Here is a 22600-nt window from a genome sequence, read left to right on the forward strand (position 1 = left end):
ACGGGCTCGGGTCATCGGGACTGAAGTGTATCGGCCACACCAGCCCTTTCTTCACGCCCGATCACCGTTGGCGTTCGGGTGGCTTGATCGTCGGCAGCACACTCTCCAACTTGCGCCAGGCGTTGCGCGAAGCCGTCTCGTTGACCAAAGACGACCGTCCCGAAGCAGCGGCCTGCCGACGCCCCGCCTGACGTTCCGCCACTGGATCCAGCGCCCGCCCTTCCGCCAAGGTCTGCAGGTACTCCGCAATCAGTTGCAGGCTGTCCGGCACCTGCGGCGCCGCCAGTTGCGGCTGAGGCTCACCGCGCTCCCACCGATCCAGACAGTCCGCCCACTCCTGCATCATCCGCCGCCGCGGCTCAATGTACTGCGCATGGTTATAGGACCTGCGCGCCAGGTTCGGATCGGCATGGGACAACTGCGCGTCCACCCAGTTTTCCTCATACCCCAACTCATTCAGCGCCGTGGACAAGGTGGCGCGAATGCCGTGTCCGGTGAGCTTGTCGACGTAGCCCATCCGCCTCAGCGCGGCGTTCAGGGTGTTCTCACTAATCGGCTTTTGGGGATCGTTGCGCCCGGGCAAGAGATACCGCTGCCCCGGTGTCTTCGCGGCCAGCAACTGGTGTACGATTTCCAGCGCCTGCCGGGACAGTGGCACGATGTAGGACGGGATGTCCCGGCCCTCCTTGCGCAGCCGAACCTGCAACTGCTTCACCAGCTTCGGCGGGATAATCCAGAGCCCCCGCGCCAGGTCGAATTGCTCAGGGACCGCCGCCCGCAACTCACCCGTGCGCACACCGGTCAGCAACAGCAGGCGAATCCCAAGCCGAGTCGAGAGCTGCCCACCATACCGGTTGATCTTCTGCAGCAGCACGGAGAGATCGCCCATGAGCAGGAACGGCTGATGGCTGACCGCCGGCTTGGGGGCCGCGACGATGTCCAGGTCCGCCGCCGGGTTCTGCTCCAGTCCTTTCTTCACCATCGCATAGCGAAACAGCTGGTTGAACCAGGTCCGGCATTTCTCCGCGACGGTAAAGGCCCGACGGCGCTCGAGGAGGCCCAACACCCCCAGCAGGTGCAGTCGGGACACCTCGGCCATCGGCAGTGCCTTCAAGGCAGGTAGCACGTCCTTGTCGAAGATTCGGTCGATTTGCGAGAGCGTGCTCTGCCGTCCGACATTCAGGCTCTGTGCCTTGAACGCCCGCCACTCGGCGAACACGGCCGCAAAGGTATGGTCGGCCTGGGTCGCCAGGGCCTGGAACGCCTCGCGGCGCTGCTGTCGGGGGTCAAGGCCCTGGGCGAGCCAGGCGCGCGCCTGATCGCGCTGCACGCGGGCGTCCTTGAGGCTGATCGCCGGGTAGCTGCCCAAGGAAATCCGCGCCTGCTTGCCCTGCCAGTAGAACCGCCAGTGCCACTGCTTGGTGCCGCTGGCGCGCACGAGCAGCGCGAGGCCACCGCTATCGCTGAGCGTGTAATTCATGGCGGAAGGTTTGGCGTGACGCACCGCCGTATCGGTCAAAGCCATGGAAATATCCTCCAATACAAGGGAGGAGATATGGGCTTGAAGGACTCGTAGGCTCTAGCGACAATTCGCCTTGGCCAACGCCCAAATTCGATGTACTTATTTCTGTACTTGTTGGGCGTGGCTAGCGGTGGATTCCAGTGGAAGGCACTAAAACGAAAAAAGGCCCCGAAGGGCCTTTTTTCTTTCGCTTACAGAGCCCTGTTGAACTCTGAAGCTTGATTTGGAGCGGGAAACGAGACTCGAACTCGCGACCCCGACCTTGGCAAGGTCGTGCTCTACCAACTGAGCTATTCCCGCGTCGTCTTGGTGATACGCATTCTATAGATTCTGCACACCACGTCAACCCCTTGATTCAAAAAAGTTTTATTTACTTTCGCCATTGATCCGCAGATGCGGCCAGGCAGCCCGCAGATACTGCACCATCGACCACAAGGTCAGGCCAGCGGCGACCATCAACAGGGCGTAGCCGAGCACGACCCAGAAGCTGATAGCCGACGGGTTGCCCAACAGGATCACCAACGCCAGCATCTGCGCTGCGGTTTTCCACTTGCCCAGCCTGGACACGGCGACCTGCGCGCGCGCACCGATCTCGGCCATCCACTCGCGCAAGGCCGACACCACGATCTCACGCCCGATGATCACCACCGCCGGAAAGGTCAGCCAGAAGTTGCCATGTTCCTGCACCAGCAGGACCAGGGCCACTGCCACCATCAGCTTGTCGGCCACCGGGTCCAGGAACGCGCCGAACGGCGTGCTCTGTTCCAAGCGTCGCGCTAGGTAGCCATCGAGCCAGTCAGTCGCCGCGGCAAACGCGAAAACCGAACTGGCCGCCAGGTAGCTCCACTGGTACGGCAGGTAAAACAGCAAAATGAAGATCGGAATGAGTACAACGCGCAGAACGGTGATCAGATTAGGGATATTCATCGGCACAACTGGCTACGAAGTGAAAGGGCATTCTACTCGCTGTGCAGACTGGCATAAATCAACTCTGCGAGCTTTTTGCTGATCCCCGGCGCCTTGGCGATCTCATCGATGCTGGCCCGGGACAGTTCCTGCAATCCACCGAAATGCTTCAACAACTCGCGCCGACGTTTCGGCCCAACGCCCGCCACCCCTTCCAGGGTCGAGGTACGACGGGTCTTGCCGCGGCGCGCACGATGACCGGTAATGGCGAAGCGGTGGGCCTCGTCACGAATCTGCTGGATCAGGTGCAGCGCTGGCGAATCGCCCTTGAGCGTGAACTCATGCGCCGCATCGTTGAGGTACAGGGTTTCGAAGCCGGCCTTGCGCGTCGCGCCCTTGGCCACGCCGAGCAGGATCAGGTCCGGTACCGCCAGCTCATTGAGCACGTCGCGGGCCATGGACAACTGCCCCTTGCCACCGTCCACCAAGAGGATATCCGGCAACTTGCCCTCGCCCTCCTTCAACCGGCTGAAACGGCGAGTCAGGGCCTGGTGCATCGCCGCGTAGTCGTCACCGGCCGTGACCCCCTCGATATTATAGCGGCGGTAGTCGGACTTGATCGGTCCTTCCGGGCCGAACACCACGCAGGACGCCACGGTCGACTCGCCGCTGGAATGACTGATGTCGTAGCACTCCAGGCGCTGCGGCGGCTCATCCAGGTCCAGCACCTCGGCCAGCGCATCGAAACGCGCCGCCACATGCTGGCGATTGGCAAGGCGAGCGCTCAGGGCCTGCTCGGCGTTGGTCACCGCCAGTTGCTGCCAGCGCGCACGGGTGCCTCGCACCCGATGGCTGATGCTCAACTCCCGACCGCGCAGCTCCTCGATGGCGGCGATCAGGGTCGGGAAGTCATCGTGAACCACGTTGACGATCAGCTCATTGGGCAGGTCCCGCTCGGGACTACTGACGAAATACTGGCCGAGAAACGCCGCCATGACCTCGGAAACGTCCTCGTCGATGCCCACCTGCGGAAAGAAATTCTTGCTGCCCAGGACTCGCCCGCCCCGCACGCTGATCAGGTGCACGCAGGCACCGCCCGGGTTGACGAACGCGGCGATGACATCGACGTCGCCATTGCCGCCCTCCATGCTCTGCTGGTCCTGCACGCGGCGCAGCAGCGCGATCTGGTCGCGCAGTTCGGCGGCCTTCTCGAAGTCGAGGGTGCTGGCGGCCTGCTCCATGCCAGCGTTGAGTTCATCACTCAGGGCATTGCTGCGCCCTTCGAGGAACATCACCGAATGACGCACATCCTCGGCGTATTCACGGGGCTCGACCAGGCCGACACAGGGCGCCTTGCAGCGTTTGATCTGGTACTGCAGGCACGGCCGGGTGCGGTTCTTGTAGTAACTGTCCTCGCACTGGCGCACGTGGAAAGTCTTCTGCAACAGCGCCAGGCTCTCGCGAATCGCGCCGGCACTCGGATAAGGCCCGAAATACTTGCCCTTGAGCTTCTTCGCCCCGCGGTGGATGCTCAGGCGGGGATAGTCGCCGTCCGAAAGAAACACATAGGGGTACGACTTGTCGTCGCGCAGCAGGATGTTGTAAGGCGGCCGCCACTCCTTGATCAGCGTCTGCTCGAGCAGCAACGCCTCGGTTTCGTTAGCGGTGATGGTGGTTTCGACCTGGGCGATCCGCACCACCAGGGCGGCGGTCTTCGGTGCGAGACCGGTCTTGCGGAAATAGCTGGCGAGGCGATTCTTCAGGTTCTTGGCCTTGCCCACGTAGAGCAGGCGCGCATCGCTGTCGAACATGCGATACACACCGGGGCGGCCACTGCAGGTAGAAAGAAAAGCGCTTGAATCGAATGTTTCAGTCATTGTCAGCCGGCATCGACCATGCCATGGCGAACCGCCAGAAGCGTCAGCTCGACATCACTGCTCACCGACAGCTTCTCGAAGATCCGGTAGCGGTAGGTATTGACGGTTTTGGGCGACAGGCACAGCTTGTCGGAGATGATCTGCACCTTCTGGCAACCGACGATCATCAGCGCGATCTGGATTTCCCGCTCGGACAGGGCATCGAACGGCGATTCGCTGGCCGGCTGGAAGGACTTGAGCGCCATCTGCTGGGCGATCTGAGGACTGATGTAGCGCTGCCCGGCGAACACCAGGCGAATCGCCTGGACCATTTCCGCCAAGCCCGCGCCCTTGGTCAGGTAGCCCGAAGCGCCGGCCTGCATCAGGCGCGTCGGGAACGGATCCTCCTCGCACACGGTAACGGCCACGACCTTGATATCAGGGTGGCTACGCAGCAGTTTGCGCGTTGCTTCAAGGCCGCCGATACCCGGCATCTTGACGTCCATCAGCACGACATCCGGCTTGAGCTCCCGCGTTTTCAGCAGGGCCTGCTCGCCCGACTCGGCCTGGCCCACCACCTGCAGGCCATCGATGTCGGCAAGCATTCGCGTAATGCCTGTACGCACAAGATCATGGTCATCGACAACTAGCACCCTAATCAAGCAGACACCTCGCGAAATTGGTCTTATCAGATTATTGACCACCTTAGCAAAAAACCGGCGGCCAGACCTAGCTGCAAGCGTCACATAAGAGTGTCAGGGCGCTATGGGCGCCTGTGAAGTCGATGGGGAGGCCACTTATCCGCGGTCTTGCGGGTCTCGGCGGGCCTTGCCGCCGTAGGAGGCGATCGCTTCGGCCAGGGTTGTAGTCAGTTGGCTGATCGCCTCCTGGTCGGCCTTGCGCAGGGTGCGGTAGTTGCCCAGCACCTTTTCTTCATTGGAACTGAGGTTGTCGACCAGCGTCGGCATCCGGTTGCCGGTCAGGACGTACAACACGTCGACGCCACGCTCGGCCACCCGGGACAGGTAGTCGGCCTTCGGAGCACGGTCGCCACTTTCATATTTGCCCTGGGCGTTGGCCTCAACGCCGCCGATTTCGCCAAAAGCCTTCTGCGACAGTCCGAGTCGCTCTCTCTCTTGTCGCAACCGGGAACCAATTCCACTCATTTGGATGTAATATCCCAAGTCTAGAACCCCTAACGGGGGTTTAATTCAACACAATTAAACAAAATTGAACGGTTTTGAACTATGCCCGGTATTCGCACCGCCGCACAAGCCAAGGCTTGGCTGGAACATCAAGGAAAATCGGTTCAGGAGTTTGCACGCGAGCATGGCGTCGACCCGGCAACCACCTATCAGGTGCTCGCCGGGCGAAAAAAGGGACGCCGCGGGGAAGCCCATAAGGTGGCGGTTCTACTGGGCATGAAGGACGGAATCATCCTCGACGACAACAAGCTGAGTGAGGAATAAGCCCAGGCGTTTGGGGGCAATATGCGCCTCGAAATGCCGAGGAGTAAGCTCCATCCGAAAATACTGTCAGCCGATTCCATTGCCCGATTTCAGCGCCCTGGCACTCATGCGGAAGAAGCACTCGTCCTCCCCTACGACCTCCAGCCCCATACGCTCGTACAGCCGCCTGGCGGGATTGCTCTTGAACACGGTCAAGCGCACCTCAGGCCGCCCCTCCCTGAAGGCGATGTCGCGCGCCTGCACGATCAACCAACTGCCCAAGCCCTGCCCGCGCCCCGCTTCAACCAACTGCAGCTCGCGTATATACAGCGCCCTGGCATCCCGACTGAAACTGACGAAACCCAGGACCTCTTCTCCTTCGCACAACAAGGCGTTCTGCCTTCCAGACCAGGCGACATCGAAGGCTTCTTCCTGCCAGAGCAAGTCGTACTCGCAGTAATAAGCCATCATGTTCCTACGCGTCAGCGCCCGGGCGAACTCCAGGTCCGCCCCGGTAGCCGGGCAAAAACGCCAATCCCGCGTCACAGCCCCTCCATTTCCACCACTTCGCCCTGCCACTGGCCGGCGACACGTCGACCAATCACCAGCACATCACCCGTTCCCGCGGCAGTTGCTACCAACTGCCCGCCCGCGGCCCAGATCGCACTGCGCCCGGCCGACACCCAACCGCCGGTAACGCCACCATGGTTGACCATCAGCACTGCCATGTTGTGTTCGCGGGCATAGCCCTGGAGCAACGCACTATCGGCGGCATAGCCGTTCTCACTGACCAGGACGCCCGATGCATATAGGTTAGCGCCAGATCGAGCGGCCTGGAGGGCATGGCTGGCGTGGGAAAAGTCAGCACACACAGACAGCGCGACAGTGTAGGCACCGAAGGCCAAGGCAGTGCCTCCCGACCCCGGCGTAAACACCTGGTCTTCGCCAGCGTGCAGGTGCTGTTTGCTGTAGAGCTGCCGGGAACCGTCGCTATTGAAGGTCAGCGCCCCGATCAGCACCGGGCCACCGGCAGACTGGCGGATCGGCAGACCGACCACGGTCACCAATCGCAACTCCCGCGCCAGGTCGGACAGGGGTTGCAGTACCTCGGCGTCCGCCGTGATCGCCAGTCCAGCGGCAAGGCCGGGCTCATAGCCGGTCAGCGACAGTTCCGGAAACACCAGCAGCTCCACGCCCTGCCCGGCCGCCTGCCGCATGAACCGCAGGTGCCGCTGAAGATTGCCTTCCAGATCACCGGCGATGGAACAGGACTGGGCTGCGGCAATGGTGAAGGCGGTCATGGGCGTGCCTGATGATCGAGTCGGAAATTTCCGAGGAGTGTGTCACAAAACGTTTAGTTTGTTTAAACCATAGCGGCGCCCCTCGAACACGCCATAGAAATTTCCAATTGATCAGCCAGCCATGCCTCTTGTAAGCTCGATCCATTCCCTCGGAGACGTACCATGCACACCCTTCATTCCATGCCTTGCCAGACTGCCAGCGCCCTGCGCTCGCCAGTGGCTGCCTGGGTGAAAACCGCTGGCGCATCCGCAGGCTTTTATTTTGGGTATTGGTTTAGCCACTGGCGCGCCTGATACCCAACCGGCGCCCACTACTCAAGGGGTCGCCTACCAGAGAATCTACAACCCCCGGTCGGCCTCCCGACCGGGGGTTTTGTTTTTCCAGGGCTTCACTTTTAGCAAACCGCTTCAACTGACATTTCGAATCGAGGAATACCGACATGAACTACGCCACCTATTACCGCTACGAACTCACCACCGCCTGGCGATTTACCAACCTCCGCTCGGGACAGCACGCCGCCTCCGAACGGTCACTCACAGGTGGCAAGCACGTACTCGCAGCCCATCCGGCTGATTGTCGAACACCGCAATAGGGCCGCGCGCGGGAAGACCCGCCGCCTGCCCAAGGAACCCCGAACATGAACTCGTCTCTCTCTGCCTTGCCACTGTCCGCCCTGTCGTCCGCCAACGAGCCGCTGACCCAGCGCCTGCCGACGGCCCTGCAACTCAAGCAGCACCTGCCTCTCAACACGACGCTCAGCGACCAGGTCGCCCGCCACCGCGAGGCGGTACGCGCCATTCTCGACGGTGAAGATCAGCGCCTGCTGATGATCGTCGGCCCCTGCTCGATCCACGACCCGCAATCGGCCCTTGAATACGCCGGACACCTGGCCAGCCTGGCGAATGACGTCAGCGACCAGATGCTGCTGGTGATGCGTGCCTACGTTGAAAAGCCGCGCACCACGGTCGGATGGAAAGGCCTGGCCTACGACCCGCACCTGGATGGCAGCGACGACATGGCCGGCGGCCTGGCGCTGTCCCGTGAACTGATGCGCGAGATGTTGCGCATGGGCCTGCCGATCGCCACCGAACTGCTGCAGCCGATGGCGGCCAGCTACTTCGACGACCTGCTGAGCTGGGTCGCGATTGGCGCACGGACCACCGAGTCGCAGATCCACCGGGAAATGGCCAGCGGCCTGCCGATGCCAGTAGGCTTCAAGAACGGCACCGACGGCGGTGTCGGCGTTGCCAGCGATGCCATGCGCTCCTCCGCGCATACTCACCGGCATTTCGGCGTCGATAGCCAGGGACATCCGGCGATCATCCAGACGGCGGGCAACCCGGACACCCATCTGGTACTGCGCGGCGGCCACCGCGGCCCGAACTACGATGCCCGCAGCATCGCCCTGGCCCGGGCAGGCTTGGAGAAACAAGGCATCCCGAGCCGGATGATGGTCGATTGCAGCCATGCCAACAGCGGCAAGGACCCGTTGCGCCAGCCAGCCGTCTTCGCCGAAGTGCTGGAACAGCGCCTGCAGGGCGACCGTTCGCTGATCGGCATGATGCTCGAGAGCCATCTGTTCGAGGGTTGCCAGCCGTTGGGCCCATCGCTCAAGTACGGTGTGTCGATCACCGACGGTTGCCTGGGCTGGGACGCGACCGAGCAGTTGCTGCGCGGTGCGGCGCAGCGGTTGCGGGAGCGGGCGGCGTCCGGCACGGCGGTGAGAGCCTGACAGGACGCGTTCGCCGAGAGGACGCCTTCGCGGGCAAGTCGGATCGCCACCGAGGAACTTTGCCAGGAAAAAGCCGCCTGAATCCGGTAGGCTCAACATTTTCCTGAAAGGAGTACCCCACCATGGCCCGAGCCACTGCCCGCCACATCCTGGTTGCCACTGAAGACAAGTGCAACGAACTCAAGGCCCAGATCGAAGGCGGCGCCGACTTCGGCGAAATCGCCAAGGCCAACTCCACCTGCCCTTCCAGCCGTGACGGCGGCAACCTGGGTTCCTTCGGCCCAGGCCAGATGGTCAAGGAATTCGACACCGTGGTATTCAGCGCCCCGGTCAATACCGTGCAAGGCCCGGTGAAAACCCAGTTCGGCTACCACCTGCTGGAAGTCACCAGCCGCCAGGACTGATCGCCCCAACGAGGGTTGCTCTTCGGGGCAACCACCGCCCTTGTGGCAGCCAGCCCCTGTGGCGAGGGGGCTTGCCCCGCTGGGTCGCAAGGCGATCCTGAAACCGGACACTCGGCCTATCAGAAATACCGAGCAAACCGGCTTTACGACTGCTTCGCAGCCGAGCGCAGGCAAGCCCGCTCGCCACCGGAACCTGCTTGCCACAGGAGGCAACCAACTTTCACACCGTCCTCAAGGCTGACGATGCGACTGGTTCTTTCCCTGACACTCAGCACCCTGGCCCTGTTCGCCAGCGTCGCCCACGCCGCTCCCGCACAACACGCCCTGACGGTGTACGGCGAGCCGCCCAAATACCCGGCCAACTTCAGCCACTTCGACTACGCCAACCCCGACGCCCCCAAGGGCGGCAGCCTCAAGCGCTCGGCCATCGAAATCGGCCAGTTCGACCATGTGCTGCCCTACATCGACAAGGGCATAGGCGTTTCGCAAATCGACAGCTATATCTATTCGCCTCTGGCGGTACGCTCCCTCGACGAGCCCTATACCGTCTACGGCCTGGTCGCCGAGAAGATGCAGCGTTCCGATGACGGCCTGTCGCTGCGTTTCTTCCTCAACCCCAAGGCGCGCTTCGCCGATAACACGCCGATTACCGCCGAGGACGTGCGCTACACCTTCAACCTGCTGATGACCGAAGGCAGCCTGAGCTACCGCATGCAGTTCGAAGGCATCAAGGACGTGGTGGTCGAGTCACCGACCCAGGTCCGCTTCGATTTCAAGAACACCGAAAACCGCTCGCTGCCGCTGGATATCGCCACCCTGCCAGTCCTGCCGGAACACTGGTGGAAAACCCGCGACTTCGCCGACGGCGGCGGCTACGAAGCCCCGCTGGGCAGCGGCCCGTACCGGGTCAGCAAGGTCGACTCCGGGCGCAGCATCACCTTCGCCCGCAACCCCGACTGGTGGGGCAAGGACCTGCCGGTCAACCGTGGCCTGTACAACTTCGACCGCTTCAGCATCGAATACTTCGGCGACACCGACGTCGCACGCCAGGTATTGCGTGGCGGCGCCTACGACTACAACCGCGAGTTCTCCGCCACCGCCTACTCCATCGGCTACGACAGCCCGGCGCTGAGCGACGGTCGCCTGCAGAAGGCACACCTGGCACCGGAATCACCGCAGCCGTCCCAGGGCTACGTCTTCAACCTGCAGAAGCCGATGTTCCAGGATCGCCGGGTACGCCAGGCCCTGGCCATGCTCTGGGACTTCGAGTGGAGCAACAGGCAGATGATGCGCAACATGTACCTGCGCCAGCAGAGCTTCTTCTCCAACACGCCACTGGCCGCCCGCGAGTTGCCGGACAAGGACGAGCTGTCGATTCTCGAACCGTTGCGCGGACAGATCCCCGACGAGGTCTTCACCCAGGTTTTCGAGGCACCGAAGACCGACGCCAGCGGCAACCTGCGCGACAAGCAGTTGCAAGCCCTGGCCCTGCTGGAACAGGCCGGCTGGAAACCGAAAGGTGACCAGTTGGTCAATGCCCGGGGCGAGCCGCTGAGCTTCACCTTCCTCAATGCCCAAAACGGCATGGAGCGCCTGCTGCTGCCGTACAAGCGTAACCTGGCGCAGATCGGCATCCGCATGGACATCCGCCGCATCGACCCGTCGCAGTACGTCAACCGTCTCAAGAACCGCGACTACGACATGATCGTCAGCGGCTACCCGGTGACCACCTCGCCGGGCATCGAGCTGTACAATTTCTTCGGCTCGTCGACGGCGACCGATCCCGGCTCGAACAACTTCATGGCCCTGCAGAACCCGGCCGTGGACAGCCTGATCAACGGCCTGGTCAAGGCCGATACCCAGAAACAGATGCTCAGCTACGCCCATGCCCTGGACCGGGTACTGCAGTGGAACTACTACTGGATCCCCAACTACTACCCGCCAGGCATCTCCACGGTGTGGTGGAACCGTTTCGGCATTCCGCAGATACAGGCCAGCAATGACGCGGCTGTCGAAACCTGGTGGGAAGTCAGCCCGACGCCGCTGACCAACGAACAGATGACCGCCGAGCTGATCAAGCGCGGCCGTGATGGAGGGCGCCGCTGATGCCGGCCTATATCCTGCGGCGCCTGCTGCTGATCATCCCGACGCTGCTGATCATCCTGCTGGTCAACTTCGTCATCGTCCAGGCCGCTCCCGGTGGCCCGGTGGAACAGGCCATCGCCCGCCTGCAAGGCGTGGGCGGTGGCGGCGCGATCGGTGGTGGCGGTGGTGACGGGCTGCACGGTTCGTCCCGTGCCAGTCGCGGCCTCGATCCCAAGCTGATCGCCGACATCGAGCGCCAGTACGGTTTCGACAAGCCGGCCCCGGAACGCTTCTGGCTGATGCTCAAGAGCTACGCCCACCTCGACTTCGGCAAAAGCTTCTTCCGCGGCGCCCAGGTCACCGACCTGATCCTGGAAAAGATGCCGGTGACCATTTCCCTCGGCCTGTGGGCCACGCTGATCACCTACCTGGTGTCGATCCCCCTGGGGATCCGCAAGGCGGTCCGCCACGGCAGCCGCTTCGATATCTGGAGCAGCACCGCGATCATCCTCGGTTACGCGATGCCGGCGTTCCTGTTCGCCATGCTGCTGATCGTGCTATTCGCCGGCGGCACCTCGCTGAACTGGTTCCCGGTGCGCGGCCTGGTCTCGGACAACTTCGACCAGCTCTCGACACTGGGCAAGGTCGCCGACTACTTCTGGCACCTGGTGCTGCCAGTGACCTCGCTGGTGATCGGCGGTTTCGCCACCCTGACGATCCTGACCAAGAACTCGTTTCTCAACGAGATCACCCGCCAGTACGTGGTCACGGCGCGGGCCAAGGGCCTGAGCGAACGCCGGGTGCTCTACGGCCATGTGTTTCGCAACGCCATGCTGCTGGTGGTCTCGGGCATTCCCCAGGCGTTCATCAGCGTGTTCTTCGCCGGCTCCCTGTTGATCGAGGTGATCTTCTCCCTCGATGGCCTGGGCCGCATGAGCTATGAAGCGGCGGTGTCGCGCGACTACCCGGTGGTATTCGGTTCGCTGTTCATCTTCACCCTGTTCGGGCTGCTGATAAAACTGATCGGCGACCTCTGCTACACCCTGGTCGACCCGCGTATCGACTTCGCCGCGAGGAACGCCTGATGCTGCGACTTTCTCCCGTCAGCCGTCGCCGGCTCGACCGATTCAAGGCCAACCGCCGAGGCTGGTGGTCGTTGTGGCTGTTCGCCGCGCTGTTCGTGCTGAGCCTGGGCGGCGAGCTGATCGCCAATGACAAGCCGCTGGTGCTCAGCTACCAGGGTTCACTGTACTTCCCGGTATTCAAGCGCTACACCGAGCAGGAATTCGGCGGCCAACTGCCGTTCCAGGCCGACTACCGCAGCGACTACGTGCGCCAGCTGATCACCCGTGATGGCGGCTGGATGCTGTTCCCGCCGATTCCGTTCAGTGCCGACACGCCCAACTACGACCTCAACAAGCCGGCCCCCAGCCCGCCCACCACGGTGAACTGGCTGGGCACCGACGACCAGGCCCGCGACGTGCTGGCGCGGGTGATCTTCGGCGCACGGGTGTCGATTCTGTTCGCCCTGGCGCTGACCGCCATCAGTGCGCTGATCGGCATTGCCGCCGGCGCCCTGCAAGGCTACTACGGCGGCTGGATCGACCTGCTCGGCCAACGCCTGCTGGAAGTCTGGTCCGGGCTGCCGGTGCTGTACCTGCTGATCATCCTGTCGGGCTTCGTCGAGCCGAACTTCTGGTGGCTGTTGGGGATCATGGCGCTGTTCTCCTGGCTGGCGCTGGTCGACGTGGTCCGTGCCGAGTTCCTCCGTGGGCGCAACCTGGAATACGTCAAGGCCGCCCGCGCCCTGGGTCTGAACGACCGCAAGATCATCCTGCGACACATCCTGCCCAATGCGATGAACGCGACCCTGAGCTACTTGCCGTTCATCCTCACCGGCGCCATCTCGACCCTCACCGCCCTGGACTTCCTCGGCTTCGGCATGCCCGCCGGCAGCGCGTCGCTTGGCGAGTTGATCGGCCAGGGCAAACAGAACCTGCAAGCCCCGTGGCTGGGATTCACCGCCTTCTTCACCCTGGCGCTGATCCTCTCGCTGCTGGTCTTTATCGGCGAGGCGCTGCGTGATGCCTTCGACCCCCGCTCATGAACCAGGCCCGCGCAATGACTGACAACCTGATTGAAATCCGCCACCTGACCGTGGCGTTCGGTGGCCAGCCCGTGGTCCGCGACCTGGGCCTGGATATCCGTGCCGGCGAGTGCCTGGCACTGGTCGGCGAATCCGGTTCGGGCAAGTCGGTGACGGCCCACTCGATCCTGCAACTGCTGCCGCAGACCGGCTGCCACTCCACCGGCAGCGTGCGTTATCGCGGCCAGGAGTTGCTCGGCGCCGACAACGGCACTCTGCGGCAGATTCGCGGCGACCGTATCGCGATGATCTTCCAGGAACCAATGACCTCGCTGAATCCGCTGCACACGGTCGAAAAGCAGATCGGCGAAACGCTGATGCTGCACAAGGGCCTGGGCGGCAAGGCGGCCCAGGCGCGAATCCTCGAACTGCTGGAACTGGTGGGCATCCAGAAACCCCGGGAACGGCTCAAGGCCTACCCGCATCAACTCTCCGGCGGCCAGCGCCAGCGGGTGATGATCGCCATGGCCCTGGCCTGCGAACCGGAACTGCTGATCGCCGACGAGCCGACCACCGCCCTCGACGTTACCGTGCAGCGCAAGATCCTGCTGCTGCTCAAGTCGTTGCAACAACGCCTGGGCATGTCGCTGCTGCTGATCAGCCACGACCTCAACCTGGTGCGCAGCATCGCCCAGCGGGTCTGTGTGATGAAGGCCGGGGAAAGCGTCGAGCAGGCCGACTGCGAAACCCTGTTCAACCAGCCACGACATCCCTATAGCCGCCTGCTGCTGGATGCCGAGCCGGCCGGCGAAGCACTGGCCCTGGACGATAACGAAAGCGTGCTGCACGTCGATGACCTGCGCGTGCGCTTCCAGGTCGGCGGCGGGCTGCTGCGGCGCAAGGAGTACCTGCAGGCAGTGGATGGCATCAGTCTCTGCGTACAGCGCGGCAAAACCCTGGGCATCGTCGGCGAGTCCGGCTCCGGCAAGTCGACCCTCGGCCAGGCGATCCTGCGGCTGCTCGACTCCGAGGGCAGCATCCGCTTCCAGGGCCAGCCCCTGGATGGCCTCAACCAGAAACAGTTGCGGCCATGGCGCAAGCAGATGCAGGTGGTGTTCCAGGACCCGTTCGGCAGCCTGAGCCCCCGCATGTCGGTGGCGCAGATCATCAGCGAAGGCATCGAGGTGCACTGCCCCGGTACCGCCGCCGAGCATGAGGCCCAGGTGATCCGCGCACTGGAGGAAGTCGGCCTCGACCCGCAAAGCCGTCATCGTTATCCCCATGAGTTCTCCGGCGGCCAGCGTCAGCGGATTGCCATCGCCCGGGCCCTGGTGCTCAAGCCGGCGCTGATCCTGCTCGACGAACCGACCTCGGCCCTCGACCGCACGGTGCAGAAGCAGGTGGTCGCGCTCTTGCGTGACCTGCAGGCCAAGCACGGCCTGACCTATCTGTTCATCAGCCACGACCTGTCGGTGGTCCGCGCCCTTGCCCACGACCTGATCGTGGTCAAGGACGGCAAGGTGGTCGAACAGGGCAGTACCTGCGCAGTGTTCGATAACCCGCAACACCCGTACACCCAGGAGCTGCTGGCAGCGACACTGACCCACACTTCCCCCCTGAACTGTCCGTGAGCCAGACGCCGATGAACGACCGTGAGAGCCTCAAGGACTACCAGCGGGTTCGCCTGCTGGCGATTCGTTCGCTGTTCGAGAACATCGAGCAGTCCAGCGAAGGCACGGTGATCGTCGACCGCGACGCGCGGATCGTCTGGATGAACGAGCGTTATGCCAAGCGCTTTGGCCTGGGCAGCGCCGAACAGGCCATCGGCCAACCCTGCGAGAGCGTGATCCCCGGCAGCCTGCTGCGCGAGGTGGTGCGCACGGGCCGGCCGATCCTGCTGGACCTGCAAGACATGCCCAAGGAACCGCTGGTGGTGATGCGCCTGCCGGTTCACGACGATGTCGGCGTGGTGATCGGCGCCATCGGCTTTGCCCTGTTTGGCGAGCTGCACAGCCTCTCGCCACTGCTCAAGCGCTACCAGAGCATGCAGGCGGAACTGGCCTCGACCCGCTCGCTGCTGCGGGCCCGGCAGACCAAGTACAATTTCGCCCACTTCATCGGTACCAGCGCCGCGAGCCTGGAGGTCAAGCGCCGCGCCCGGCGTAGCGCAAGCACCGAGTCGCCGGTGTTGCTGCTGGGCGAAACCGGCACCGGCAAGGAACTGCTGGCCCACGCCATCCACAGCGCCTCGCCACGGGCGCACAAGGCATTCGTCAGCATCAACAGCGCGGCGATTCCCGAAACGCTGCTGGAAGCGGAGTTCTTCGGCACCGCCCCGGGCGCCTTCACCGGCGCCGACCGCAAGGGTCGCCCCGGCAAGTTGCAGATCGCCCAGGGCGGCACGCTGTTCCTCGACGAAATCGGCGACATGCCGCTGCCCCTGCAAAGCAAGCTGCTGCGGGTGCTGCAGGAGAAGGAGTTCGAGCCGGTCGGTTCCAATGAGGTATTGCGCAGCGATGTTCGGGTGATCGCCGCGACCTCCACCGACCTGGAGGCAGCGATCAAGCGCGGCGAGTTCCGCGCCGATCTGTATTACCGCCTCAATGTCCTGCCGATCCACGTTCCGCCCCTGCGCGAACGCCTGGAGGATCTGCCGGCGCTGAGCGAGGTGATTCTCGAGGAACTGGACAGTCACCATGAACTGGCCGCCGAGGCACTGGAACTGCTCGGGCAGCATGCCTGGCCGGGCAACATCCGCGAGCTGCGCAACGTGCTGGAACGAGCGGCGCTGCTGGGTGATACGCAGGTGCTGGGCGCGAGCGATATTCGTGGGGCAATCGGGACGTTCAGCCCACTGGAGCGCCGGGCTGCTCCTGCCGTGGCAGCGGTCGGAACGGAAACCTTCAGCGTCGCCCGCGAGCGATTCGAGCGGCAGTTGATCGAAGCGACCCTGGCGCAATGTGGCGGCAAGGTCATGGACGCAGCCAGGCAGTTGGGACTGGGACGCTCGACCCTGTACAAAAAGATGGTGGCGCTGGGCATCAGCGAGTCTCAATAAAGAGACTGACATCCCGAAATAGAGACAAACCCCGCCAAGGCGAGCAAGATTCCCTCTTGTGGTGAGCGGGCTTGCCCGCGCTGGGGTGCGAAGCGCGCCAAAAATCAGTAACCGCGGTGTATCAGGCGCTATTGAGGCGACTGGTTTGCGGCTGCCATGCAGCCGAGCGCGGGCAAGCCCGCTCGCCACACAAGCGGGTTTTCGATGCTGCCAACCATCCGGCGCTGTCTCTAAATAGAGAAAAAATCTGAAGGCTTTTTATGACCCTATAAAATATTCATATATTTCAATGACTTAATTAATGGCACGAAACTCGCTATTCCCACTGGAGATTCAGACCTAACCTACAAAAATAACAATTGGAGACACACCATGAGTGTGATCATCGCCCTCGCAGCCCTGGCGCTGCTGATGCTTGCGGCCTACCGTGGCTACAGCGTCATCCTGTTCGCCCCCATCGCCGCCCTCGGCGCCGTCCTACTCACCGATCCCGCCGCCGTCGCTCCCGCCTTCACCGGGGTGTTCATGGACAAGATGGTCGGCTTCATCAAACTCTACTTCCCGGTGTTCCTGCTCGGCGCGGTGTTCGGCAAGCTGATCGAGCTGTCGGGCTTCTCCCGTTCCATCGTCGCTACCGCCATCCGCCTGCTCGGTACCCGCCAGGCGATGCTGGTGATCGTGCTGGTCTGCGCGCTGCTGACCTACGGCGGCGTCTCGCTGTTCGTGGTGGTGTTCGCGGTGTATCCGTTCGCGGCCGAGATGTTCCGCCAGAGCAATATCCCCAAGCGCCTGATCCCGGCGACCATCGCCCTCGGCGCGTTCTCCTTCACCATGGACGCCCTGCCCGGCACGCCACAGATCCAGAACATCATTCCCAGCACCTTCTTCAACACCACCGCCTGGGCCGCGCCATGGCTGGGACTGATCGGCACAGTGTTCGTGTTCTGCGCCGGCATGCTGTTCCTGCAACGCCAACGCAACAAGGCCCAGATCGCTGGCGAAGGCTATGGCACGGAACTGCGCAACGAGCCGGAAACCGCCGAGGACATCCGCCTGCCCAACCCGTGGATCGCTCTCTCGCCCCTGCTGCTGGTGGGCAGCATGAACCTGCTGTTCACCCACTGGATTCCGCTCTGGTACGGCAAGACCCACACCCTCAGCCTGCCCGGCATGGTCTCGCCGGTACAGACCGAAGTCGCCAAGCTCACCGCCATCTGGGCAGTCCAGGCGGCGCTGCTGGTGGGCATCGTGGTGGTGTTGCTGTTCGGTTTCCGGGCGATTCGCAGCAAGCTCGCCGAAGGCAGCAAGAGTGCCGTTTCAGGCGCGCTGCTGGCGGCGATGAACACCGCCTCGGAATACGGTTTCGGTGCGGTGATCGCCTCGCTGCCTGGCTTCCTGGTGCTGGCTGAAGGGCTCAAGAGCATCCCCAACCCGCTGGTCAACGAAGCCATTACCGTGACCCTGCTGGCCGGCATCACCGGCTCCGCCTCGGGCGGAATGAGCATCGCCCTGGCCGCCATGGCCGACAGTTTCGTCGCTGCCGCCCACGCCGCCAACATTCCACTGGAAGTGCTGCACCGGGTGGCCGCCATGGCCAGTGGCGGCATGGACACCCTGCCACACAACGGCGCGGTGATCACCCTTCTGGCCGTGACCGGGCTGACCCACCGCGAGGCCTATAAAGATATTTTCTGCATCACGCTGATCAAGACCCTGGCGGTGTTCGTAGTGATCGCCACGTTCTACGCCACCGGCATTGTCTGAGGAATCGAACATGAGTCTCAACGGAAAAACCGCACTGGTCACCGGCTCCACCAGCGGCATCGGCCTGGGTATCGCCCTGAGCCTGGCCAAGGCCGGTGCCGACCTGATCCTCAACGGCTTCGGCGACGCCAGTGCCGTGCTCGCCGAAGTGCGCCAGTTTGGCGGCAAGGTCGGTCATCACCCGGCCGATGTCAGCGACCCGGCGCAGATCGCCGAGATGTTCGCCTATGCCGAGCGGGAGTTCGGCGGCGTCGACATCCTGGTCAACAACGCCGGCATCCAGCATGTGGCGTCGGTGGACGAGTTCCCGGTGGAGCGCTGGGACTCGATCATCGCGATCAACCTGTCCTCGGTGTTCCACAGCACCCGCCTGGCCCTGCCGGGCATGCGCGCCAAGGGCTGGGGGCGGATCGTCAACATCGCCTCGGTGCATGGCCTGGTCGGTTCGGTGGGCAAGGCAGCCTATGTCGCAGCCAAGCACGGCGTGATCGGCCTGACCAAGGTGGTCGGCCTGGAGACCGCCACCGGCAATGTCACCTGCAACGCCATCTGCCCCGGCTGGGTGCTGACGCCACTGGTACAGAAACAGATCGACGACCGTGCGGCCGGCGGCGTCGACCCGCAGCAGGCGCAGCATGACCTGCTGGCGGAGAAGCAGCCTTCACTGGAGTTCGTCACCCCGCCGCAGTTGGGTGAACTGGTATTGTTCCTCTGTAGCGAGGCCGGTAGCCAGGTCCGCGGCGCGGCGTGGAATATCGATGGTGGGTGGTTGGCGCAATAGTCGAGCCCCTGCGGGCCCTGCTCGCGAATAGGGCCCGCACCAAAAACACAAAATAAGAAAGGGAACCCCATGTCAGAAGTCCTGTGGCGCCCCAGCGCAGAACGCATCGGCAAAACCCGTATCGAAGCCTTCCGGCGCTTGGTCAATCACCGTCACGACCTGCAGATCGCCGACTACCCGGCCCTGCACCGTTTCAGCATCGAACGCCGCGAGGACTTCTGGCAGGCGATCGTCGATTTCTTCGATGTCGAATTCCACACCCCGGCCAGCCGTGTGCTGGTCGAAGAGCAACAGATGCCCAGCGCCCACTGGTTCCCCGATGCGACGCTGAACTTCGCCGAACACCTGCTGCGCCGCCGTGACGACCACCTTGCCGTGGTCGCGGTCAGCGAGGACGGGCGACGGGAAACCCTTACCCATGCCGAGCTGGCCGCCCATGTCGCCGGTCTGCAACAGCGCCTGCGCGAGGCAGGCGTCGGCGTTGGCGACCGGGTCGCCGCCTGCATGCCAAACACCTGGCAAACCCTGGTAGGCATGCTCGCCACCACCAGCCTGGGCGCGATCTGGTCCTGCTGCTCGCCGGACTTCGGCACCCAAGGCGTCATCGACCGTTTCGGCCAGATCGAACCCAAGGTGTTGATCGCCTGCGCCGGCTACCGCTATGCCGGCAAGGAGCTGGAGCAGAGCGCCAAGCTCAACGAAATCCTCGAACATCTGCCCTCGCTTCGGCAACTACTGGTGGTGCCCTACGCCCATCCCCAGGCCGGTGCCGAAGACTTCCGGACCCGCGCAAACGTGAGCCTGTGGCAAGACTTCTACCAGCCCGGCGGCGAGCCGTATTTCGTCCCGGTACCCTTTGCCCAGCCGCTGTACATCCTCTATTCCAGCGGCACCACCGGGGTGCCCAAGTGCATCGTCCACAGCACCGGCGGCGTGTTGCTGCAGCACCTCAAGGAACATGGCCTGCACGTCGACCTGGGGCCTGACGACTGCCTGTTCTACTACACCACCTGCGGCTGGATGATGTGGAACTGGCTGGTCTCGACGCTGGCGGTCGGCGCGACGGTGGTGCTGTACGACGGCTCGCCGTTTCACCCCGGCCCGCAACGCCTGCTCGACCTGATCGACAACGAGGACATCAGCGTCTTCGGCACCAGCCCGAAATATCTCGCGGCCCTCGAACAGGCCGGGCTCAGCCCACGGCAGACGCACCGGCTGGACCGCCTCAAGACCCTTCTCTGCACCGGCTCGCCGCTGTCGCCCCACAGCTACGACTACGTCTACCGGGAGATCAAGGCCGAGCTGTGCCTGTCGTCGATGTCCGGCGGCACCGATATCGTCTCCTGCTTCGTCAGCGGCAATCCGACCCTTCCAGTCACCCGCGGCCAGATGCAGTGCAAGAGCCTGGGCATGGCCGTCGAGGTCTGGGATGACAACGGTCAGCCAGTGCATGGCGAAAAAGGCGAGTTGGTCTGCACCCGACACTTCCCGGCGATACCGGTCGGACTGTGGAACGATCCCCGCCAGGAGAAACTCAGGGCCTCCTATTTCAGCCTGTTCCCAGGTGTCTGGGCCCAGGGTGACTATGCCGAGGAGCTTGAGGGCGGCGGCCTGATGATCCACGGTCGCTCCGACGCCGTGCTCAACCCCGGCGGCGTGCGCATCGGTACGGCGGAAATCTATCGGCAGGTGGAAAAGGTCGAGGCGGTAGTGGAAAGCCTCGCCATCGGCCAGCAATGGCAGAACGATGTGCGGGTGGTGCTGTTCGTGCGGCTGCAGGAAGGCGTGGCGCTCGACGAAGCACTGCAGCAACGGATTCGCCAGGTGATCCGCGACAACACCACCCCACGTCATGTTCCGGCGAAGATCGTCGCGGTGACGGACATTCCACGGACCCTGAGCGGCAAGATCGTCGAACTGGCGGTGCGCAACGTGGTGCACGGGTTGCCGGTAAAGAACACCGATGCCCTGGCCAACGCCGAGGCGCTGGAACAGTTCAGGAACCGGGAGGAGTTGCAGGAGTGACCACAACGCCGGCAGGCTCGCGAGGTACAACCCTCCCAAGCCTGCCTGTATGGCCTCCTGGCTAGATCGCCGACAAGGAAATGTTGCCAATGGTCGGTGCGGACCCGGGAGCCGGCTCACCCACCGGAACCAGCGTCACCGAAGGCGCTTCTTTGACCTCCCCGGCCTTGAGCAGGACCTGCAACTGTTCGCCCACCAGGAAACTGGCACTTTTCGAGGCATCATGGTGTGCCTTGTGCGCGCCAACACCAAACATGCTGATCGTACCCACAAGGTATTCAGAAGTCGGTGCCTTTCCTTCCGGTAGCCCCAGGTAGACGTTATAGGCGTTTCCTGGCGCTCCGCTGGCAGCAATTGCCTCGAATGACAGGGCATATTCCTGAACCGGCGGCAGAGCCTTCACCTGTGCGCTGAAAGTATGAGCGGCAGAGTTACTCGCATTGGCTGCGGGCGCGGGTGCCCCGCCTCCCGACAAGGTGACAGTGATGGGCTTGCTGCCAAGACTGATGGCCTTGGCCGTTGCAGGCGGCGCACTCTGGGCCAGCAGCAGGAGTTTTTTCTCGCCGGTGGCAAATGGCAGGCTACCCTTGGGCCGCTGGGCGTACTCCGAGTAGATGTAGGGAGAAGCCAGCTTCGTCGTGTCGAGCACGTCGGCGGTCTTGATCTTGACCGCTTTCCCCGACGCATCGGCGAACGTCCAGGTCTGGTTGAGGTAGCTCCCGGTGTTGGGGTTCTGGCCACCACTCTTGACCCAACTGGCCCAGATCCGATCAATGTTGGCATGGTGAATCCAGAAAACCGGATCGTTAGCAGCCCAAGGCACCTCTCCCATGCCTTTTTCGTTACCTACATCGTCATGAAGGCTGCCGTGCGGATTGTTGTCGATGTTGCTACAAAAGCCGGTTTTGCTGCTGTAGTCGCGCCACTTCATGCAAGCGAGGTCAAGGGAACTGCCAAAGTCGACCACCGGTTTGCCGGCGTTGGAGCCGGGATTGCGGTCAGGACGGTAGAGCGAGCCGAAGACCGGATCGTCCTTGAGCAGGAACTCCTTGGGCATCACGCTGTAGTTGTTGCCCGCCGCACTGGAGGGCCCTGTGTAATCCCAGAACGGCAGCGTGAACTCCGGCTCTGCGGAAACCTCACGGATGATCTGCTCGAAATACATCACATACATCCGATGCCAGGGCAGGAATGCATCGCTGTTACCGCTGGCATGTGGCTCACAGGTCCACCAGGCACTCTGGGCCAGGGCCTTCTGCGGGCTAGCCGCACTACCGAAGACCTTGTCCACCGCCTTGGACTTATCCCCGGCATCGACATCCGGAATTGCATGGATATACCACTGGAAGGTCCACGACAGCGGATCGGTCGCGGGCTTGGCCATCATCTTCTTCACCGCACCCGCGTAGATTTTCAACATCTTCTGCCCTTCGGGGGAGAGCACGTTGTAGCGTACCAAGGTCTTTGCCGGCGCGGCCCAGGCCTTCTTGACCATTCCTAGCGGCAACAACGCCATACCGCCACCTATCACTCCCGCCTGCAGCACTGTCCTTCGACTGATAGTCATCTTCACTCCCTGAATCGCACGAGTTGGCTGATGCGAAATCGCCAGCACCCTCAGCGTAGCAGCG

General features: G+C 63.1%; 20 protein-coding genes and 1 tRNA gene. 12 read left to right on the top strand and 9 right to left on the bottom strand.

Going from position 1 to position 22600, the window contains the following annotated elements; translation table 11 throughout:
* Nucleotides 1–61: 61 nt before the first annotated feature.
* The 6 genes from AC6I6U_RS24405 to AC6I6U_RS24430 form a co-directional block, all read right to left on the bottom strand.
* A complete protein-coding gene (locus AC6I6U_RS24405; RefSeq protein WP_497878572.1) occupies nt 62–1525 on the bottom strand; it encodes a tyrosine-type recombinase/integrase in 1464 nt (487 codons plus the stop codon).
* Nucleotides 1526–1746: 221 nt separating this feature from the next.
* A tRNA-Gly gene (locus AC6I6U_RS24410) sits at nt 1747–1822 on the bottom strand.
* Between the two features lie 66 nt (nt 1823–1888).
* On the bottom strand, nt 1889–2449 hold the full coding sequence (gene pgsA / locus AC6I6U_RS24415; RefSeq protein ID WP_497878573.1) for a CDP-diacylglycerol--glycerol-3-phosphate 3-phosphatidyltransferase: 561 nt from the start codon (nt 2447–2449) through the stop codon (nt 1889–1891).
* 32 nt (nt 2450–2481) lie between these two features.
* A complete protein-coding gene (gene uvrC, locus AC6I6U_RS24420; RefSeq protein ID WP_497878574.1) occupies nt 2482–4305 on the bottom strand; it encodes an excinuclease ABC subunit UvrC in 1824 nt (607 codons plus the stop codon).
* 2 nt (nt 4306–4307) lie between these two features.
* Nucleotides 4308–4946: a response regulator transcription factor GacA gene (gene gacA, locus AC6I6U_RS24425; RefSeq protein WP_010446530.1), complete on the bottom strand. Its 639-nt coding sequence runs from the start codon at nt 4944–4946 to the stop codon at nt 4308–4310.
* A 135-nt stretch (nt 4947–5081) separates the two neighbouring features.
* Complete coding sequence (locus tag AC6I6U_RS24430) at nt 5082–5450, bottom strand: helix-turn-helix domain-containing protein (RefSeq protein ID WP_497878575.1); 369 nt, start codon at nt 5448–5450, stop codon at nt 5082–5084.
* Nucleotides 5451–5531: 81 nt separating this feature from the next.
* Between AC6I6U_RS24430 and AC6I6U_RS24435 the strand changes: the two genes are divergently transcribed.
* On the top strand, nt 5532–5753 hold the full coding sequence (locus AC6I6U_RS24435) for a DNA-binding protein (RefSeq protein ID WP_497878576.1): 222 nt from the start codon (nt 5532–5534) through the stop codon (nt 5751–5753).
* Nucleotides 5754–5819: 66 nt separating this feature from the next.
* Here the strand turns inward: AC6I6U_RS24435 and AC6I6U_RS24440 are convergent, their stop codons facing one another.
* Together AC6I6U_RS24440 and AC6I6U_RS24445 are read right to left on the bottom strand one after the other, a co-directional pair.
* On the bottom strand, nt 5820–6278 hold the full coding sequence (locus tag AC6I6U_RS24440; protein WP_497878577.1) for a GNAT family N-acetyltransferase: 459 nt from the start codon (nt 6276–6278) through the stop codon (nt 5820–5822).
* Complete coding sequence (locus AC6I6U_RS24445) at nt 6275–7033, bottom strand: carbon-nitrogen hydrolase family protein (RefSeq protein WP_497878578.1); 759 nt, start codon at nt 7031–7033, stop codon at nt 6275–6277. Before AC6I6U_RS24445 ends, AC6I6U_RS24440 begins: the two co-directional genes overlap by 4 nt.
* A gap of 440 nt (nt 7034–7473) precedes the next feature.
* On the opposite strand from AC6I6U_RS24445, the gene AC6I6U_RS24450 reads away from it, so the two are divergent.
* The 11 genes from AC6I6U_RS24450 (at nt 7474) to AC6I6U_RS24500 (ending at nt 20969) form a co-directional block, all read left to right on the top strand.
* The gene (locus tag AC6I6U_RS24450; protein WP_497878579.1) at nt 7474–7626 is read left to right on the top strand and encodes a hypothetical protein; all 153 of its coding nucleotides are present in this window, start codon (nt 7474–7476) and stop codon (nt 7624–7626) included.
* Between the two features lie 45 nt (nt 7627–7671).
* Nucleotides 7672–8766 carry a 3-deoxy-7-phosphoheptulonate synthase gene (locus tag AC6I6U_RS24455; RefSeq protein WP_497878580.1) on the top strand — a complete coding sequence of 365 codons (1095 nt, stop codon included), beginning with the start codon at nt 7672–7674 and terminating at the stop codon, nt 8764–8766.
* Nucleotides 8767–8888: 122 nt separating this feature from the next.
* Complete coding sequence (locus AC6I6U_RS24460; protein ID WP_497878581.1) at nt 8889–9170, top strand: peptidylprolyl isomerase; 282 nt, start codon at nt 8889–8891, stop codon at nt 9168–9170.
* 243 nt (nt 9171–9413) lie between these two features.
* On the top strand, nt 9414–11276 hold the full coding sequence (locus AC6I6U_RS24465) for an extracellular solute-binding protein (RefSeq protein ID WP_497878582.1): 1863 nt from the start codon (nt 9414–9416) through the stop codon (nt 11274–11276).
* Nucleotides 11276–12340 carry a microcin C ABC transporter permease YejB gene (locus AC6I6U_RS24470; RefSeq protein WP_497878583.1) on the top strand — a complete coding sequence of 355 codons (1065 nt, stop codon included), beginning with the start codon at nt 11276–11278 and terminating at the stop codon, nt 12338–12340. Before AC6I6U_RS24465 ends, AC6I6U_RS24470 begins: the two co-directional genes overlap by 1 nt.
* Nucleotides 12340–13362 (top strand): ABC transporter permease, encoded by a 1023-nt coding sequence (locus AC6I6U_RS24475; protein ID WP_497878584.1) that lies wholly within the window; start codon nt 12340–12342, stop codon nt 13360–13362. The genes AC6I6U_RS24470 and AC6I6U_RS24475 overlap by 1 nt, the downstream gene beginning before the upstream one ends.
* A 14-nt stretch (nt 13363–13376) precedes the next feature.
* A complete protein-coding gene (locus tag AC6I6U_RS24480) occupies nt 13377–14972 on the top strand; it encodes an ABC transporter ATP-binding protein (RefSeq protein WP_497878585.1) in 1596 nt (531 codons plus the stop codon).
* Between the two features lie 11 nt (nt 14973–14983).
* Nucleotides 14984–16399 (top strand): sigma-54 interaction domain-containing protein, encoded by a 1416-nt coding sequence (locus AC6I6U_RS24485; RefSeq protein ID WP_497878586.1) that lies wholly within the window; start codon nt 14984–14986, stop codon nt 16397–16399.
* A 372-nt stretch (nt 16400–16771) separates the two neighbouring features.
* Complete coding sequence (locus AC6I6U_RS24490; protein ID WP_497878587.1) at nt 16772–18163, top strand: GntP family permease; 1392 nt, start codon at nt 16772–16774, stop codon at nt 18161–18163.
* Nucleotides 18164–18173: 10 nt separating this feature from the next.
* Nucleotides 18174–18944, top strand: a complete 771-nt coding sequence (gene hbdH / locus AC6I6U_RS24495) for a 3-hydroxybutyrate dehydrogenase (RefSeq protein WP_497878588.1) — start codon at nt 18174–18176, stop codon at nt 18942–18944.
* 69 nt (nt 18945–19013) lie between these two features.
* Nucleotides 19014–20969 carry an acetoacetate--CoA ligase gene (locus tag AC6I6U_RS24500; RefSeq protein WP_497878589.1) on the top strand — a complete coding sequence of 652 codons (1956 nt, stop codon included), beginning with the start codon at nt 19014–19016 and terminating at the stop codon, nt 20967–20969.
* Between the two features lie 61 nt (nt 20970–21030).
* Here AC6I6U_RS24500 and AC6I6U_RS24505 read toward each other — a convergent pair whose 3' ends face one another.
* Nucleotides 21031–22485: a tyrosinase family protein gene (locus tag AC6I6U_RS24505; RefSeq protein ID WP_497878590.1), complete on the bottom strand. Its 1455-nt coding sequence runs from the start codon at nt 22483–22485 to the stop codon at nt 21031–21033.
* Nucleotides 22486–22600 lie beyond the last annotated feature (115 nt).

The organism is Pseudomonas sp. UTLPPB19802 (assembly GCF_059730225.1).

Excerpts from the sequence above, each read along its gene's own strand:
- AC6I6U_RS24430 (WP_497878575.1), bottom strand. The coding sequence starts at position 5,450 with ATGAGTGGAATTGGTTCCCGGTTGCGACAAGAGAGAGAGCGACTCGGA.
- AC6I6U_RS24405 (WP_497878572.1), bottom strand. The coding sequence starts at position 1,525 with ATGGCTTTGACCGATACGGCGGTGCGTCACGCCAAACCTTCCGCCATG.
- AC6I6U_RS24505 (WP_497878590.1), bottom strand. The coding sequence starts at position 22,485 with ATGGCGTTGTTGCCGCTAGGAATGGTCAAGAAGGCCTGGGCCGCGCCG.
- AC6I6U_RS24500 (WP_497878589.1), top strand. The coding sequence starts at position 19,014 with ATGTCAGAAGTCCTGTGGCGCCCCAGCGCAGAACGCATCGGCAAAACC.
- hbdH (WP_497878588.1), top strand. The coding sequence starts at position 18,174 with ATGAGTCTCAACGGAAAAACCGCACTGGTCACCGGCTCCACCAGCGGC.
- AC6I6U_RS24490 (WP_497878587.1), top strand. The coding sequence starts at position 16,772 with ATGAGTGTGATCATCGCCCTCGCAGCCCTGGCGCTGCTGATGCTTGCG.
- pgsA (WP_497878573.1), bottom strand. The coding sequence starts at position 2,449 with ATGAATATCCCTAATCTGATCACCGTTCTGCGCGTTGTACTCATTCCG.
- AC6I6U_RS24480 (WP_497878585.1), top strand. The coding sequence starts at position 13,377 with ATGACTGACAACCTGATTGAAATCCGCCACCTGACCGTGGCGTTCGGT.
- AC6I6U_RS24460 (WP_497878581.1), top strand. The coding sequence starts at position 8,889 with ATGGCCCGAGCCACTGCCCGCCACATCCTGGTTGCCACTGAAGACAAG.
- uvrC (WP_497878574.1), bottom strand. The coding sequence starts at position 4,305 with ATGACTGAAACATTCGATTCAAGCGCTTTTCTTTCTACCTGCAGTGGC.
- AC6I6U_RS24455 (WP_497878580.1), top strand. The coding sequence starts at position 7,672 with ATGAACTCGTCTCTCTCTGCCTTGCCACTGTCCGCCCTGTCGTCCGCC.
- AC6I6U_RS24475 (WP_497878584.1), top strand. The coding sequence starts at position 12,340 with ATGCTGCGACTTTCTCCCGTCAGCCGTCGCCGGCTCGACCGATTCAAG.
- AC6I6U_RS24485 (WP_497878586.1), top strand. The coding sequence starts at position 14,984 with ATGAACGACCGTGAGAGCCTCAAGGACTACCAGCGGGTTCGCCTGCTG.
- AC6I6U_RS24465 (WP_497878582.1), top strand. The coding sequence starts at position 9,414 with ATGCGACTGGTTCTTTCCCTGACACTCAGCACCCTGGCCCTGTTCGCC.
- AC6I6U_RS24435 (WP_497878576.1), top strand. The coding sequence starts at position 5,532 with ATGCCCGGTATTCGCACCGCCGCACAAGCCAAGGCTTGGCTGGAACAT.
- AC6I6U_RS24450 (WP_497878579.1), top strand. The coding sequence starts at position 7,474 with ATGAACTACGCCACCTATTACCGCTACGAACTCACCACCGCCTGGCGA.
- AC6I6U_RS24445 (WP_497878578.1), bottom strand. The coding sequence starts at position 7,033 with ATGACCGCCTTCACCATTGCCGCAGCCCAGTCCTGTTCCATCGCCGGT.
- AC6I6U_RS24470 (WP_497878583.1), top strand. The coding sequence starts at position 11,276 with ATGCCGGCCTATATCCTGCGGCGCCTGCTGCTGATCATCCCGACGCTG.